General features: G+C 50.8%; 13 protein-coding genes. 8 read left to right on the top strand and 5 right to left on the bottom strand.

Annotation, left to right across the window (positions count from 1 at the left end; translation table 11 throughout):
• The first annotated feature begins 1 nt into the window (after position 1).
• The gene (locus tag BTJ39_RS10200; protein ID WP_078002582.1) at positions 2 to 2,104 is read left to right on the top strand and encodes an efflux RND transporter periplasmic adaptor subunit; all 2,103 of its coding nucleotides are present in this window, start codon (positions 2 to 4) and stop codon (positions 2,102 to 2,104) included.
• A gap of 114 nt (positions 2,105 to 2,218) precedes the next feature.
• Here the strand turns inward: BTJ39_RS10200 and BTJ39_RS10195 are convergent, their stop codons facing one another.
• The gene (locus tag BTJ39_RS10195; protein WP_078002581.1) at positions 2,219 to 2,512 is read right to left on the bottom strand and encodes a YrhK family protein; all 294 of its coding nucleotides are present in this window, start codon (positions 2,510 to 2,512) and stop codon (positions 2,219 to 2,221) included.
• A gap of 424 nt (positions 2,513 to 2,936) precedes the next feature.
• Between BTJ39_RS10195 and BTJ39_RS10190 the strand changes: the two genes are divergently transcribed.
• Positions 2,937 to 3,680 carry an FCD domain-containing protein gene (locus tag BTJ39_RS10190; protein ID WP_422386034.1) on the top strand — a complete coding sequence of 248 codons (744 nt, stop codon included), beginning with the start codon at positions 2,937 to 2,939 and terminating at the stop codon, positions 3,678 to 3,680.
• Positions 3,681 to 3,684: 4 nt separating this feature from the next.
• Here the strand turns inward: BTJ39_RS10190 and BTJ39_RS10185 are convergent, their stop codons facing one another.
• Together BTJ39_RS10185 and BTJ39_RS10180 are read right to left on the bottom strand one after the other, a co-directional pair.
• Positions 3,685 to 4,383, bottom strand: a complete 699-nt coding sequence (locus BTJ39_RS10185; RefSeq protein ID WP_176110287.1) for a fimbria/pilus chaperone family protein — start codon at positions 4,381 to 4,383, stop codon at positions 3,685 to 3,687.
• 335 nt (positions 4,384 to 4,718) lie between these two features.
• Positions 4,719 to 4,952 (bottom strand): hypothetical protein, encoded by a 234-nt coding sequence (locus BTJ39_RS10180; protein WP_078002578.1) that lies wholly within the window; start codon positions 4,950 to 4,952, stop codon positions 4,719 to 4,721.
• 449 nt (positions 4,953 to 5,401) lie between these two features.
• Between BTJ39_RS10180 and BTJ39_RS10175 the strand changes: the two genes are divergently transcribed.
• The 3 genes from BTJ39_RS10175 (at position 5,402) to BTJ39_RS10165 (ending at position 10,605) form a co-directional block, all read left to right on the top strand.
• Positions 5,402 to 6,556, top strand: a complete 1,155-nt coding sequence (locus tag BTJ39_RS10175; RefSeq protein WP_078002577.1) for a MerR family transcriptional regulator — start codon at positions 5,402 to 5,404, stop codon at positions 6,554 to 6,556.
• Position 6,557: 1 nt separating this feature from the next.
• Positions 6,558 to 7,067, top strand: coding sequence for a GNAT family N-acetyltransferase (locus BTJ39_RS10170; RefSeq protein WP_078002576.1), 510 nt, complete (start codon positions 6,558 to 6,560; stop codon positions 7,065 to 7,067).
• Positions 7,068 to 7,947: 880 nt separating this feature from the next.
• Positions 7,948 to 10,605 (top strand): autotransporter outer membrane beta-barrel domain-containing protein, encoded by a 2,658-nt coding sequence (locus tag BTJ39_RS10165; RefSeq protein ID WP_078002575.1) that lies wholly within the window; start codon positions 7,948 to 7,950, stop codon positions 10,603 to 10,605.
• Between the two features lie 149 nt (positions 10,606 to 10,754).
• On the opposite strand, the gene BTJ39_RS10160 is transcribed toward BTJ39_RS10165, so the two are convergent.
• Both BTJ39_RS10160 and BTJ39_RS10155 read right to left on the bottom strand, forming a co-directional pair.
• A complete protein-coding gene (locus tag BTJ39_RS10160) occupies positions 10,755 to 11,252 on the bottom strand; it encodes a GNAT family N-acetyltransferase (RefSeq protein WP_078002574.1) in 498 nt (165 codons plus the stop codon).
• Between the two features lie 22 nt (positions 11,253 to 11,274).
• Positions 11,275 to 11,577: a hypothetical protein gene (locus BTJ39_RS10155; RefSeq protein WP_078002573.1), complete on the bottom strand. Its 303-nt coding sequence runs from the start codon at positions 11,575 to 11,577 to the stop codon at positions 11,275 to 11,277.
• 145 nt (positions 11,578 to 11,722) lie between these two features.
• Between BTJ39_RS10155 and pstS the strand changes: the two genes are divergently transcribed.
• The 3 genes from pstS to pstA all read left to right on the top strand — a co-directional run bounded on the left by pstS (position 11,723) and on the right by pstA (position 14,723).
• Positions 11,723 to 12,745: a phosphate ABC transporter substrate-binding protein PstS gene (gene pstS / locus BTJ39_RS10150; RefSeq protein WP_078002572.1), complete on the top strand. Its 1,023-nt coding sequence runs from the start codon at positions 11,723 to 11,725 to the stop codon at positions 12,743 to 12,745.
• A gap of 131 nt (positions 12,746 to 12,876) precedes the next feature.
• A complete protein-coding gene (pstC, locus tag BTJ39_RS10145) occupies positions 12,877 to 13,839 on the top strand; it encodes a phosphate ABC transporter permease PstC (protein WP_078002571.1) in 963 nt (320 codons plus the stop codon).
• Entirely contained in the window at positions 13,836 to 14,723 is an 888-nt protein-coding gene (pstA, locus tag BTJ39_RS10140) for a phosphate ABC transporter permease PstA (RefSeq protein ID WP_078002570.1), read from the top strand. Before pstC ends, pstA begins: the two co-directional genes overlap by 4 nt.
• The last annotated feature ends 27 nt before the right edge of the window (positions 14,724 to 14,750 follow it).

Here is a 14,750-nt window from a genome sequence, read left to right as displayed (position 1 = left end):
CATGACGCAGCTCCCTTTACTGCGTGAAGATTTACAGCTGACGGTCGCCGCGCCTGCGCGCGATGGCTCACCGCAGTGGACGCTGGCTGATAGCCTCTCCGGTCGCTACTTCAAGCTGAGTCATACCGCCATCCGCCTGCTGCGTCACTGGGCGCTGCGGGAGCCCGTGCAGGTGTTGGATGCCGCGAATCGCGAACCCGGCCCGCCGGTTACCCCCCTCGATCTGGAGCAGTTTTTGCGCTTTGTTCGCGGCCACGATCTGGTCGCTGCCAGCGACGCGGAGCAACGCAGCAGCTATGCCATCAAGGCGGCGGCGCGGCGTCAGGGCTGGTTAAAAACCCTGCTGCATCAGTATCTTTTTTTTCGTATCCCGCTCTGGCGCCCGGACCCGTTTCTCAACCGCAGCTGGCCGTGGCTACAGCGCTACGGTAAAGGCTTTGTGCGCCTGGCGCTGCCGCTGATTCTGCTGGCTGGCTTGTTTCTGGTCAGCCGCGACTGGCCGCACTATATCAGTTCGCTGCCTGAGCTTTTCAGCTTTGAAGGCATGGCTACGTTTGGCTGCGCACTGGTATTTACCAAATTTATTCACGAGCTGGGTCATGCCTGGATGGCGAAGAGGGCCGGCTGCCGGGTGCAGAGCATGGGCGTGGCGTTTATCGTCATGTTTCCCATGTTTTACACTGACGTCAGCGATGCATGGCGCGTGTCCAGCCACCGCGCTCGTCTGCTGATTGACGCCGGCGGCGTGCTGGCAGAGCTAATGCTGGCCGCGCTGGCCCTGCTGGCCTGGTCGCTGTTGCCCGACGGCGCGCTGCGATCGGCGGCGTTTATGCTCTCCAGCGCGACCTGGCTGACCACCGTTGCTGTTAACATCAATCCGCTGATGCGCTTTGACGGCTACTTTATGCTGAGCGATTACTGGCGCGTGGATAATCTGCAGGGGCGCGCTTATGCACTGTGCCGCTGGCATCTGCGCGAAAAGCTGTTTGGCTATGGCGAACAACCGCCGGAGCGCTGGGCGGCGCCAATGGAAAAGCGGCTGCTGCTGTGGGGTTATGCCTCCTGGCTATGGCGTTTTTTCCTGTTTTTCGGCATCGCACTGGCGGTTTACCATTACTTTTTCAAAGTGCTGGGCATTTTTTTGATGCTGGTGGAAATTGGCTGGTTTATCTGCCTGCCGGTCGTCAATGAGTGGCGCCACTGGTGGCAGCAGCGCCAGCGCTCGCGGCGGCGCAATCTGCTATTTTCCGCACTGGGATTGCTGCTTCTGGCGCTGCTACTGCTGATCCCCTGGCGTAGCCAGATAACGATTCCCGCCGTGCTGGAGGCCTCCCATGTTGATACCTATTACCCGCCGCTGGCCTCGCAGGTGTTACAGCTAAAGGTTGTCGATGGTCAAAAGGTCCGGGCGGGGGATTTGCTGATGACGCTGACCTCAAGCGACGTGGATTTTAAGCTCGCCATTGCCCGCCAGCGTATCGCCATTTTGCAGCTGCAGCTGCGCCGCCTCTCCGCGGTGCGTGATACGGTTGGCGATACGCTGATCCTCGACCAGCAGCTGGCCGAGTCGCTGGCGCAATACCGCGGGTTAAAAGCCCAGCAAAAGCGCCAGGAGATACGGGCTTTGCAGCCCGGCGTGGTGAGAGATATTGCCCTTGATTTAACCTCCGGGCGCTGGGTGTCATCCGACACGGCGCTGCTGCGCGTGGTTGATGAGGGTGGCGGACGGGTACGCGGCTATCTGCGGGAAGATAACCTCAATCGCCTTGCCGCAGGGGCAAAAGGTCGCTTTATTGCCGACGATCCGGCGCGCTCTGCCACCACGGTAACGCTGAGTGCGATAGATCCCACCGGTGCGCGTTTTATCGACCGGCAAATGCTGGCTTCGGAGCACGGCGGCCCGATTGCCGTTCGTCGTGATGAGGACAAGCATCTGCGCCCTGAGCAGGGCTGGTACGGCGTTGCGCTGACGGTTGCTGCCGGACAAAAGCTACCTGAGCAGCCGCTGCGCGGCGTGGTGGTGGTGCAGGGCAAGCCAGAGTCATTATTGATGAACCTCTGGCGACGATTGGCGGCGCTCGGCGTGCGCGAAAGCGGTTTTTAACCCATTGCCGTCGGAAAAACCGCGCAGCGAACCATCACGCTCCTCTTTGGGCGGCGTACGTGATGAGGACAATCCCCCACACAGCGCGGTGAATGAAAACAGCGGCGGCCGGGGCTAGCTATCGCAGTCAAAACCCTGCGGGTTATACTGCGTGCTGCTTCTCCGGTAGAGGCGGCGCACGTGAATAAGCTTTGATAAGGTGATGGCCGGTTTTAATATCAGCTGGATGCTACCCGCGACAAAAAGCCAGGTGCCGCTTTCCATTAGCGTCTCACTGAAAAAAAACATGCTTCCAATTAAAAACCATACGGCGATTAGCAGGTCGTTGACGGCGCCCAGTGCTTTATAGCGATGCCTGATAATGACGTGCTGCGGGCCAAAGGTGAGTGAGGTATTACTCTGTTTCATTCGGCTGTTTAGCTCAAATTACGTCCTGAGACGGATAATTAATACCGACAGATTGGGCGGGGCAGCCTAATCAATGGGCTTACGGCGATCTTATTTTCATTATTTAGTTTTAAAATTGTAGTTGCGCAAGAGGTTTATTCAAGGTGCATTCAGTGACTTTCAGCTCAAAGAGGCGGTTATTTTTTAGATGCCAGTTTTAAAAAGACGCGGGTATTAATTAACAAAAGCTCAGCTCTTAGATAAGCGACCAGCGTAAATAAATATTCATCTGCATTAATAAGTGAGCGAATAATGAATTTGCTGCTGTTTAAATGACGCTTAGCGCACAGTGCTGCTCATGGCATGACATGGCGCCAGCTTTGGTTGACCGGCTGTGCGCCTTTCCCTACCATCATGACGATAAAGTCATTGGCGGCAGCGGTGAATGATGAGCGTGGAAATTAAGCGTCAGTATCGTGAAGTGGGCGAGCTTCTGAAGCAGGAGCTGGCTTCGGGAAAATATCCGCCGGGTTCGCGCCTGCCGCCGGAGCGGGATATCGCCGAACGTTTCGGCGTGGGCAGGGCGGTGGTGCGCGAAGCGCTGATTATGCTGGAGATCGAAGGCTATGTGGCGGTGCGCAAAGGCTCCGGCATCTACGCGCTGACGATGCCTGCTACTCTGCAGCAGCAAAGCAAAGCGTTGATGATTGGTCCCTTCGAGCTGCTGCAGGCGCGTCAGCTGCTGGAAAGCAATATAGCGGAATTCGCCGCGCTGCAGGTTACGCCGGCAGATATTAAAAAGATGCGCGCTGCGCTGGACGCGGAAAGGCAGGATATTGAAAGCGGCGGCGGGGAAGATGGCGATAAACTGTTTCATCAGGCCATTGCCGAAGCGACCCATAACAATATGCTGCTGGCGCTATGGAAGCAGTGCTGGAACAACCGGGAAGAGAACCCGATGTGGCGCCAGCTGCATGAGCGCATCACCAGCAATGCTTATCGTCGCGAATGGCTTAACGATCACCAGGCGATACTGGCGGCGCTGCAAAAGCGCGACGCGACGGCGGCAAAGCTGGCGATGTGGCGCCACCTTGAGAACGTAAAACAGCGGCTGATGACGCTGTCAGACGTTGATGCGCCGGAATTTGACGGCTATTTGTTTGAATCCTGGCCAGTACAAATAAAATAAGCTGTCAGCGTGACAGCGCCATTGTCTGGTCGCCAACGCTGTTACCGGCGCGTGACAGCGGGGCGATCACCACCGAAGTTTGCGTTGGCAGGTGGTGCTTGCATACGCCGTATACCACCAGGGTCTCACCGGGCAGAATGTAAGGTTTTTCCAGCGTGCCCGGCATACTATCCGGCATTAAGGTGATCTTTGTATTTAAACGCACCACGTAAGGACCGTTATTGGTTACCGTCAGCGTATTGTTTTTGGCCGACCAGATGAGGTCGTTCCAGCTGTCGGGCTTCGCGGCCAGATCTTTTGGCACGATCAGTAAAGGAAGCTCCTGACGACTCACTGCCCCAAGATGATTTTTCTCGTCTTTGACTGCCGGGATAGCTTCAAAGGTTACCTGCTTAAGATGTTCGTGCTTAAGCGGGGCACTGCTGTTTAGCGTAAAGTGGACGCTTTGCGTCTGGTTACTCTTAATGTGGATTACCGGCTGAGTGATAACCACCTGGGGGGAAGCATCATCTTTCAAATCGACTATTTTGCTGTGCAGCGTAATGGGCGTTTTATCGCCGTTATGGATATTAATGCTGCTACCGCCCTCAGCCTCGTTAATAACGATGATTGATGAATCAGCTGCTATGCCTGCGGCATGAGTAAATGATGTAACCAGCAGGGCGCATAATGCGGTGCCGATAAGCGTTTTATTAATTTTCATGATATGAATATTCTTAAATATTATCATCCCCACTCTTCATGGAGCCGGTTCCCCTGCCAGTCAGGGGAGCTAAATAATAAATAATTTTTTATGATCGTCAATCTGGTGTAAATTATCGCTGTTGGTTTTTTTAGTGGGTTGTTTTTATAATTACATGATTCTTATTGTTTTTATTTTCAGAGTAATGGGTTTTTGGAGAGATTTCTCAAGAGAGTCGAGATATTTCTACAAAGATGTCCGGTAATTCTTATTATTAATTCTATTATTCACTGCTGGTTGCCGGTTTATTTTACGCGTTACATAAAAATAAATACGACTTATTGATAGCATACCCGTCAGCGCGGCATCGTTGACAATGCCGCTGCGTCAGCCGCCGCGCCAATCACGACGCCTTCAGGATCGGCAGCGATGCTGGCACCACCTTTAATACCGTTGGCAACGACCGTTCCGGCTGCACATGCCGCTGCGCCTTTTACCACAGCCCTTACGCAACTTTGACCTTCATAATTTGAGTTAGCATTATCACCAGCGACAAAGCGCAGTTCTTTTTCGTTGAGTTCTCTGGTCATTTCACTTTTTCCTTAATGACAGTGAGGTAACAATAAACTGAGAAACAAACATAAATACAACAACTAATACAGTCGTTGCGGTAGGATGAAACTGATAGGCACCATTGCCAGCCATGGCAAGAAAATAAATAATAATTGATGAAAAAGTACGAGAATAATAAACGAGCATAGATTCATTTTCATGAGTGTTCCATATTAAATTAGTGGGGTGATCTATAAAAATAAAAAACCTTCTGGACAGATAAACGGATATTTAGCAAATTATTAATATAATAAAGGAATTTCTGTTTTAAGGGGTCGGGAAATATTACTATTAACTGGCATAACCCAGCCATTTTTTCCCGGATTTTTTTCCACATCAATATTTAAAAATTTATTGTTTGCCCTGCATTGATGTGTTGACCTGTCTACTACTTCATAGTTCAGACTTTGGTTTCAGGAGGTAAGGAATGTACCGGATATCAGAGGTTGCCGCGCTGGTGGGGCTGTCACGCACGACGCTACTTTACTATGAAAAGCTCGGTATCGTTAAAGGCATCAGGTTACCAAATGGTTATCGTAGCTACAGCGAACAAGATGTCCGCAGGCTGCGGCTGGTTACCCATCTGCATGTCGCAGGATTGACCCTCCGTGAATGCATGGCTTGTATCGACCAAAAGAACGATAAAAAACTGTTAACCGGAAGATTACAACAGCTGGAAAAAGAGATAGCGATTAAGTTGCAGGCCAAAAAATTGCTGGAGGCGATGCTCGGCGTGTCAGAAAGCCGTACCTGGCATCATTCTCTGGAAAAAGCTTCTCCGGATGCGCATTTGCATTGGATTAAGACGCAAGGATTTAATGAAAAAGAGGCGCAGAGGGTCCGCCTTCTGTCAAAAAACATGTATGAGCATGACTCCTATATGGCTGACTTTAATCATGTATTTTCCGGACTGACTCGTCTTGGTCCGGGTTGTGCCAGCGATACGTTACGCGCGTTAAACTCGCTGCCTGATTTACCGAAGAAAATTCTCGAAATCGGCTGTGGTCGGGGTGCTGCAACCCGCTTGCTGGCAGCCAGTACTCAGGCGCAGATTATTGCGCTGGATAATGAGCTGAGCTATCTGGACGCATTAGATGACATGAGCAACAGAGTGGTGCGCTGCTGCGCCAGTATGAGCGCACTGCCTTTTGTTAACGGCGCGTTTGACCTTATCTGGTCAGAAGGCAGCGCTTATATCATGGGTTTTAGCAATGCATTACAGGCATGGAAAAAATATCTCAAGCCGGAGGGATACCTTGCGGTCAGCGAGATGGTCTGGCTGAGTAAAAAGCCAGATAAACGGGCGCAGGCATTCTGGCTAAAAAATTACCCCGCCATGATGACGGTGGAACAAAACAAAATGCTTATTAAAAATTCCGGATATGAACTTCTGACTAGTTTTGAAATGAGTAAAGAGGCATGGGCGCTCTATCTTACGCCGTTAAAAGAGCGTGTTGCGGCGCTGCAAAACCAGCTTAGTAATAAGGTTGCCTGGCAGGATCTGAAAAATGAAATCGATATTCATGAATCCTGTCCCGGTGAATATGGATATCAGTTTTTTATTATGCAAAAGAGACATTGAAATGATTATCAGAGAAGAAAAAAATCAGGACATCAACGCGATTGAAACGCTGACCTTGCTGGCATTTACCGATCACCCTCATTACAAGCCCGGAGAGGCGCCTGTCGAACATCTTATTGTTAACCGCTTACGTGACGCACGGGCCATGACGTTATCATTAGTCGCAGAAGATGACAGCGGCATTATTGGTCATCTGGCTTATTCGCCGATCAGCATTGATGGCAGAGCAACCCACTGGCATGCGCTGGCGCCGGTATCGGTTTCTCCATCCCGACAGAGGCAGGGTATTGGCAGTCGCTTGATCCGTAAATCCATCGCCATGCTTGCCGGGCGAAATATTGATGGCCTGGTGGTATTAGGCGATGCGGAATATTACCTCAGATTTGGTTTTCATCATCACCATCATCTTAAGGTGGAAGGCGTGCCCGCTAATTATTTTATGGCTCAGGTGCTCACTGAAGGGGCTGCATTGCCAGAGGGCGTCGTTACTTTCCATCCGGCTTTTGGCTGATCGGCCCGATTATCTTACGTGTCAGGCTTTCTGCAAGTCAGATCTTGTCAGATGATAAAATTCGGGCTGATTCAAGCGTGACTTGATAGTCAGGAAATCCAATCGTATTTTCAGAGCGCCCCAAAATGCGGCTCGTTGTTAACGGTATAGCCGGATGGCGGGGTTTTGCGCTGATTTGTATTTATAAGCCTATACATGACGCATTTTAATCTAAAGCTCAAATTCCAAGCTTACTCACCCAACAATATATTTCCTCTGCAAAATTTTTATCAGTACCGCAAAATCCGGCCTCTTCGGTGCCATTTTCAGGGCTTCATAAACTTTTGGCAGCAAAGAGCCCCGCTTGCGGCTGGATAAAAAACCATAATAACACACCATTTTAAAAGGATGGACAGGGATGTGGCTGATGCAGCATCCGATAATCTCTTCTTATTAACATTTATCGTTTGTGTTGATGGTCTCATTTCATGATCGGGGAGGACCCAATAAGTTCAGTATTCCATTCAGCCCCAAATCTAAACTCTGAAAGCATAAAGCCGCTGGGACAAAATTAAAATAATTGCTTACACACTAAACAATAATTAAACGAAATTGTTTCTGTCCTGCCTGGTCTCACGGCACGTAATCCAGAGTGAAAATATAATTTTTTCTTTAAAATCAATAAGTAATATCATATGTTTGTTGATTTTTAGTTTTTTATTCTGCATTTTTGCTTTTAATTGAGTTGAAATAACTGCCTTTTTTCTAATAATCCACATTCTGAACTATTTATACATAGTTAGAAACATATATCAGTAAACCATTTATCTTCACTGTCGCGTCTTCACTAAAGATGAATGATCAAGCTGGTTCTTTTAAATGCACATTCTGGTAACAAATTATGCCAAAACTGACTAAATTATTTCTTCTTAGGGTTGCCGTCGCTACGGCTGTATGGGCTCCAGGGGCTGTGTTGGCCGCCAGTTATAATGATGGTCAGGTGCATGATGTGACCGATAACCTCAATGGTCAGGACGTAAGTGTTTCTGACCGGAGCACGCTGCATTTGAATTCTGCCGGAGGTAGCGGCTTTGGCATTAACCAGTTCACAGTGAATGATGCCTCTGCCCATGTTACCGGCTCAGGATTAATGAACAGACTTAGCCTTAGCGGCAGTACGGTCAATTTTGAAGGCACTACCGGAGATAATATAACTATTCAGACTCAGGACCAGCCTGCTCTGAATATTTCCGGAAGTGGCGGAACATATAATTTCAGCAATGTCAGCATTGAAAGTGAAGCGAATAATACCACCACATCCACTATAGCCCTGCAGGGAACAGCCAATGACGTCAGCCTGAAAAACTCCCGGATAATGCTGACAGATAACAGGCCAGATGCTGTGAGCCGGGGACATCTCTTATCTCTGACAGACTACGTTGGCACGCTGTCACTTGATAACGTGGAATTATCCGTAAACGGAGCCATTGGAAGTCTTATAACAGTCAGGAATAATGCCAGTGACTACAGTAGGCTGAATTTATCCCGGATGACCGGGTCTGCCGATAATACTTTCATGGACGTCAGTGGGAATACATTAGTTAATATTCAGGACTCTTCTTTAACCACTAATCTGAATATTTTGGATTTTTCATCTTCCCTCGTAGGCAGCAACACACCCAGTGATATACAGCTGGCCGTCCGTGGCTCCCGGCTTACGTCTGAGGGAAATGGTGACGCGGTGGTTTTTTCAGGCAGAAGTAATCATCTGCTGAACTTCAGTTCCACAATATCTGATTCTGAACTCAGTGGCGGCAATTTCGGAATTGAAATCGCAGATAATGCTTCGGGTGAAATAACCCTCAGTAATTCGTCAGTACATGGATCGAGATCTGCGATCTACAAAAATGGAAATGGACAGGCGACAGTAAATGTTCTGAATGGCAGTCAGCTTCTTGCAAACAGCGGTGGCCGACTGGTGAGAAACGATGGAGAAAACAGCGCCCTTAATATTAACGCTGATGGGGTCGGTCTGGTGGGTGATGCTTATAATGACACCGGAACCATGAATATTAATCTGACCGGCGGTACTAACTGGCAGGGGACAATGACGGGAGTGACTACCATGAATCTGGCCTCAGGTACCTCGCTGTCATTGACTCGTGATTCATCTGTTACAGATACGCTGAGCAATGCAGGTAACGTATCGCTTTCCGGTTCTTCACCAGGTACGATCCTGACTGTTGGAAATTATGTGGGAAATAACGGTAACCTGAATTTCCGTTCAGTTTTGGGAGGAGATAATTCCCTGTCAGATAAACTCATCGTTAACGGTGATACATCAGGGACAACAAGCGTAACTGTGACAAATGCTGGCGGAAGTGGTGCCAGCACTATCGACGGAATTGAGCTTATTCATGTCAATGGCAATTCCGATGGTGTCTTTAATCAGAACGGGAGAATTGTGGCGGGTGCTTATGACTACAGGTTGTTGAAGCGTGAGAAAAACTGGTATCTGGACAGCAGCCTGAAACCGGACCCGACACCAGACCCGACACCAGACCCGACACCAGATAATCACATTGTTCGCCCGGAGGCCGGGAGTTACATTGCAAACCAGGCAGCGAATACCATGTTTCTGACCTCACTGCGTGACCGCGCAGGTGAAAATCGCTATATGAACGTTGAGGGACCGGATGGCGATTTTTCCAGCCTCTGGCTGAGACAGGCAGGTGAGCATACTCGCTTTCGCGATAGTTCAGGTCAGACCCGTACTCAGGCAAATACTTATGTTGCACAACTGGGAGGAGATCTGGTGCAGCGAAGCAGTTCAGAGCATGGACTGTTCCACCTGGGGGTAATGGCTGGCTATGGCAACAGTAAAAACAATACCCGGTCTTCCATAACAGGCTACTCATCAAAAGGCTCAGTTGATGGCTACAGTGTGGGGGTGTACGGCACCTGGTATCAGAATGACGTAGACAAAACCGGCGCATATGTGGACAGTCAGTTGATGTATAGCTGGTTTAATAATCATGTGAACGGGGAGGGCGTTTCTTCAGAGAGCTACAAATCCCGGGGGCTGACGGCATCGCTGGAAACTGGCTACACTTTCGCAGCAGGTCAGTTTGGTGCAACTGATAATCCGGTCTACACATTCCTTGAGCCCCAGGTGCAGGTAACCTGGATGGGCGTTAAGGCGGAAGACCATACTGAGGATAACGGTACCCGTATCAGTTTGCAGGGTAACGACAATGTTCAGACCCGCGTAGGTATGCGTGCATTTATTCAGGGCCAGAAACGTACAGACAAAGACAAGGGGCGTTTTTTCCAGCCATTTGTTGAAGTTGACTGGTTACATAATATAAAACAAAACGGTGTTGCTATGAACGGAGTGTCGCTGAAACAGGCCGGAGCAAGAAATCTGGCAGAGATTAAGCTGGGGGTTGAGGGTAAGATTAGCAGCCAGACAGCCTTGTGGGGAAGCGTGGGGCAACAGCTGGGTGCTAATGGTTACAGCAGTTCAGAGGCAATGCTTGGAATTAAGTACAGTTTCTGATGCGTGAGCGTAAATCACAAACCTCTACAGGGTCATTAATGTGGCAGTTATATGCTGCCGCATTAATGCTACCGGGACTCTATTTTGGACATCCCTGGCCATGAGAATCTGCGTAGTAGTGCCTCTCACGACGCATGTGTGCTACGTTCTTAATCCAGGTCCAGCCGCATCAGCAATTCATCAAGGTATACGCCATCTCTACAGAGCGCAGCGCTATCCGTCGCCCATACTTTGAAGCCTGACGAACGATAAAGCGCCTGCGCTGCATGATTGCTGGCGCCTACCGAAAGTTTAATCGTTTTGCTGCCATGAGCCGCTTGTATCGCTGCGGCAACAAGTTCTCTGGAAAGCCCGCTACCGCGCATTTCAGCCCGGACGTACATACCCCAGAGGTGGGTAATGTGGCGCATTTTAGGCGAGGGGCTGACATTGAGACCAATGATGCCCTGTAGCCGGTTTTCGCTATCGTAGCCAGCAAAAACGCGGTTGGACGTCAGGCGTGCGGCAAAGAAGGATTCCGGCTGCTGGGTTTCATTTTCAAAGGATGCGCCGAATGCATCAGGATGAAGCCGTAGCGCTTCAAGTCTGATTTCGCGGTAAGCCGCGGCGTCGCGACTGCTGAGTTCACCTATCCTGAAGCTATTCATAATTTCCCTAAAAGGTTGGCTGTTAGCCGGCAATAATAACCCGGTGGCTTGATTCAATCGCGGCGATAATCTGCTGGCGCGGCCCGCAAAGCCAGGCCTCGCTGGCGTAAAAGGCCTCAAGGGATGCGTGCATCTCTTCGACGGAGTTAAACTCTCTTATCAGGCAATAGCGATCTTCATCAATCAGCGAAATACCGCTATATTTCAGCTCAATTCCCGCCGCGCGGTGTAGCGGCAGGCTTTGTGTCAGCATGATCTGATGAAAAGCCGCGCCCGCACCGGCCTTAAGCTGGTACTGCAGTATCTCACGAACCGTTCCGCTCATTGTTTTACTCTCCACTGGCTGTCACAAATCTGTAATATTAGGTACATTTTACTGTCACTAAACTGTCCTATTTTCCCTCCTGCAGCAATTCCTAATTATTCTGAAACGGCACAAAAATATTAAACATCACTCCCGTGGAGGGAACATGACACTGATGCAAAAAAACCTGGCGCAGATCGTTGCAGTTTCTCTTTCTATGAGCGCGGCTTCGGCGTTCGCAGCAACGAATCTGACAGGTGCCGGCGGTACTTTCCCGGCGCCAGTCTATAACCAGTGGGCCGCGGCTTACAACAAGGCTACTGGCAACCAGGTAAACTATCAGGGAATCGGTTCTTCTGGCGGCGTTAAGCAAATTATTGCTAAAACCGTTGATTTTGGTGCGTCAGATGCGCCGATGAGCGATGAAGATTTACAGAAAAACGGCCTGTTCCAGTTTCCGACCGTTATCGGCGGCGTGGTACTGGCGGTTAACGTTCCGGGCATCAAACCGGGCGAGCTGACGCTGGACGGTAAAACCCTCGGCGACATTTATCTGGGTACGATTAAAAAGTGGAACGACCCGGCAATCACTAAGCTCAACCCGGGCGTAAAACTGCCGGACAGCAATATTAACGTGGTTCGCCGCGCTGACGGCTCCGGTACCTCTTTCGTATTCACCAGCTACCTGTCTAAAGTCAGCAGCGACTGGGCGAGCAAAATCGGCAAAGGCAACACCGTAAACTGGCCGGTCGGCGTGGGCGGTAAAGGCAATGATGGCGTCGCCGCCTTCGTACAGCGTTTGCCTGGCTCCATTGGCTACGTAGAGTATGCCTATGCTAAACAGAACAACCTGACCTACACCAAACTGGTTGATGCTGACGGCAAAGCCATTTCTCCGAGTGAGAAGAGCTTTAGCGATTCGGCCAAAGGCGCTGACTGGAGTCAATCTTTTGCTCAGGACCTGACCAACCAGAAAGGCGACAACGCCTGGCCTATCTCCTCAACGACTTTCATCCTGGTTTATAAAGAGCCGCAGGATAAAGCGAAGGCGGCCGAAGTGCTTAAATTCTTCGACTGGGCTTACAAAAACGGCGGCGAAGCGACGACTAAGCTGGATTACGCCTCTCTGCCGGAGTCGGTGGTTAAACAGATTCGCGACGCGTGGAAAGCTAACGTTAAAACGCAGTAAGTCGTCTCTGCTGACTGAACCATCATCCTCTGCGCCGTTGGCAGGGGATGAGCCGGGGAGAAGATACGTGCGCTACCTTCTCCCCCTCTCCCGCTTACTGCGGGAAATTATTCATCAAAATCGGAAATTTTATGGCTGCATCCAAGCCTGCAATTAAAGCCCCTGGTAAGCAAGGCGACATTCTGTTTGGCGCGCTGGTAAGACTGGCAGCGCTGATTGTGCTTTTACTGCTTGGCGGCATTATCGTCTCGCTGATCTTCTCCTCCTGGCCGAGTATGGAAAAGTTCGGCTTTTCGTTTTTGTGGAGCAAAGTCTGGGACGCGCCGGGCGACCAGTTTGGCGCGCTGGTGCCGATTTACGGCACCCTGATGACATCGCTTATCGCACTGATTATTGCCGTACCGGTTAGCTTCGGTATCGCCCTGTTTTTAACCGAGCTGGCGCCGGGTTGGCTGCGCCGTCCGCTGGGTACCGCCATTGAGCTGTTAGCCGCGGTGCCGAGTATCGTTTATGGCATGTGGGGATTGTTCGTTTTTGCCCCGCTGTTTGCCAATTATTTTCAGACGCCCGTTGGCGACCTCATGTCTAATATTCCCATCGTCGGCGCGCTGTTCTCCGGCCCGGCGTTTGGTATCGGCATCCTGGCCGCCGGGGTTATCCTCGCCATTATGATCATTCCCTACATTGCCTCGGTAATGCGTGATGTTTTTGAGCAGACCCCGGTGATGATGAAAGAGTCCGCTTACGGCATCGGCTGCACCACCTGGGAGGTGATGTGGCGTATCGTCCTGCCGTTTACTAAAAATGGCGTTATTGGCGGCATTATGCTTGGCCTTGGTCGTGCGCTGGGCGAAACCATGGCGGTGACCTTTATTATCGGCAACACCTACCAGCTGGATAGCGCCTCGCTGTTTATGCCGGGCAACAGTATTACCTCGGCGCTGGCCAATGAGTTCGCGGAGGCGCAGTCCGATACCCACGTCGCGGCGCTGATGGAACTGGGCCTGATCCTGTTCGTAATTACCTTTATCGTGCTGGCTATCTCCAAACTATTAATTCTGCGTCTGGCGAAAAAAGAGGGGGCGCGTTCATGACAACCCTGGAACTTCAGCATCGTGAACAGCTGGATGCCTCCCGGCGCAAAATGCAGGCATGGCGGCGGCTGAAAAATCGTATCGCGCTGACGCTTTCGCTGCTGACCATGGCGTTTGGTCTGTTCTGGCTGATCTGGATATTGTTTACCACCGTGACTAAAGGCGTGGGGGGACTCTCTATTGATTTGTTCACCCAGGATACGCCGCCGCCGAACGTTGATGGCGGCGGGTTAGCTAACGCCCTGATGGGTAGCGGGCTGTTGATTTTATGGTCAACGCTGGTGGGAACCCCTCTGGGCATTATGGCGGGGATTTATCTGGCGGAATACGGCAGAAAATCGCTGCTGGCGGAGTTTATTCGCTTCATTAACGACATTCTGCTGTCCGCGCCGTCGATTGTGGTCGGGCTGTTTGTTTACACCATTGTCGTGGCCCGGATGCAGCACTTTTCCGGGCTGGCCGGCGTGGTGGCGCTGGCGCTGCTGCAAATCCCGATTGTTATCCGCACGACGGAAAATATGCTGAAACTGGTGCCGGACAGCCTGCGTGAAGCGGCTTATGCCCTTGGCACGCCGAAATGGAAGATGATTGCGTCGATCACCGTGAAAGCCTCGGTATCCGGCATTATTACCGGGGTGCTGCTGGCCATCGCGCGTATTGCTGGCGAAACCGCACCGCTGCTGTTTACCGCACTCTCCAACCAGTTCTGGAGTACCGATATGATGCAGCCTATCGCCAACCTGCCGGTCACCATATTTAAGTTCGCCATGAGCCCGTTCCCGCAGTGGCAGTCGCTGGCCTGGGCGGGGGTGCTGATTATTACCCTGTGTGTGCTGCTGCTGAATATTCTGGCGCGCATCATTTTTGCTAAAAGCAAACACTAATTGATAAGCGCGGCTGCGGCGGCGCTA

Origin of the sequence: Izhakiella australiensis (assembly GCF_002006995.1) — a bacterium.
Lineage (GTDB): Bacteria > Pseudomonadota > Gammaproteobacteria > Enterobacterales > Enterobacteriaceae > Izhakiella > Izhakiella australiensis.
Note: the sequence above shows the minus strand (reverse complement) of the source record. Positions and strands in the feature narration are given on the sequence as shown.

Coding starts and splice junctions, on each gene's coding strand:
- BTJ39_RS10170 (WP_078002576.1), top strand. CDS start 6,558: ATGATTATCAGAGAAGAAAAAAATCAGGACATCAACGCGATTGAAACG.
- pstA (WP_078002570.1), top strand. CDS start 13,836: ATGACAACCCTGGAACTTCAGCATCGTGAACAGCTGGATGCCTCCCGG.
- pstC (WP_078002571.1), top strand. CDS start 12,877: ATGGCTGCATCCAAGCCTGCAATTAAAGCCCCTGGTAAGCAAGGCGAC.
- BTJ39_RS10195 (WP_078002581.1), bottom strand. CDS start 2,512: ATGAAACAGAGTAATACCTCACTCACCTTTGGCCCGCAGCACGTCATT.
- BTJ39_RS10200 (WP_078002582.1), top strand. CDS start 2: ATGACGCAGCTCCCTTTACTGCGTGAAGATTTACAGCTGACGGTCGCC.
- BTJ39_RS10180 (WP_078002578.1), bottom strand. CDS start 4,952: ATGACCAGAGAACTCAACGAAAAAGAACTGCGCTTTGTCGCTGGTGAT.
- BTJ39_RS10165 (WP_078002575.1), top strand. CDS start 7,948: ATGCCAAAACTGACTAAATTATTTCTTCTTAGGGTTGCCGTCGCTACG.
- BTJ39_RS10155 (WP_078002573.1), bottom strand. CDS start 11,577: ATGAGCGGAACGGTTCGTGAGATACTGCAGTACCAGCTTAAGGCCGGT.
- BTJ39_RS10175 (WP_078002577.1), top strand. CDS start 5,402: ATGTACCGGATATCAGAGGTTGCCGCGCTGGTGGGGCTGTCACGCACG.
- BTJ39_RS10190 (WP_422386034.1), top strand. CDS start 2,937: ATGATGAGCGTGGAAATTAAGCGTCAGTATCGTGAAGTGGGCGAGCTT.
- pstS (WP_078002572.1), top strand. CDS start 11,723: ATGACACTGATGCAAAAAAACCTGGCGCAGATCGTTGCAGTTTCTCTT.
- BTJ39_RS10160 (WP_078002574.1), bottom strand. CDS start 11,252: ATGAATAGCTTCAGGATAGGTGAACTCAGCAGTCGCGACGCCGCGGCT.
- BTJ39_RS10185 (WP_176110287.1), bottom strand. CDS start 4,383: ATGAAAATTAATAAAACGCTTATCGGCACCGCATTATGCGCCCTGCTG.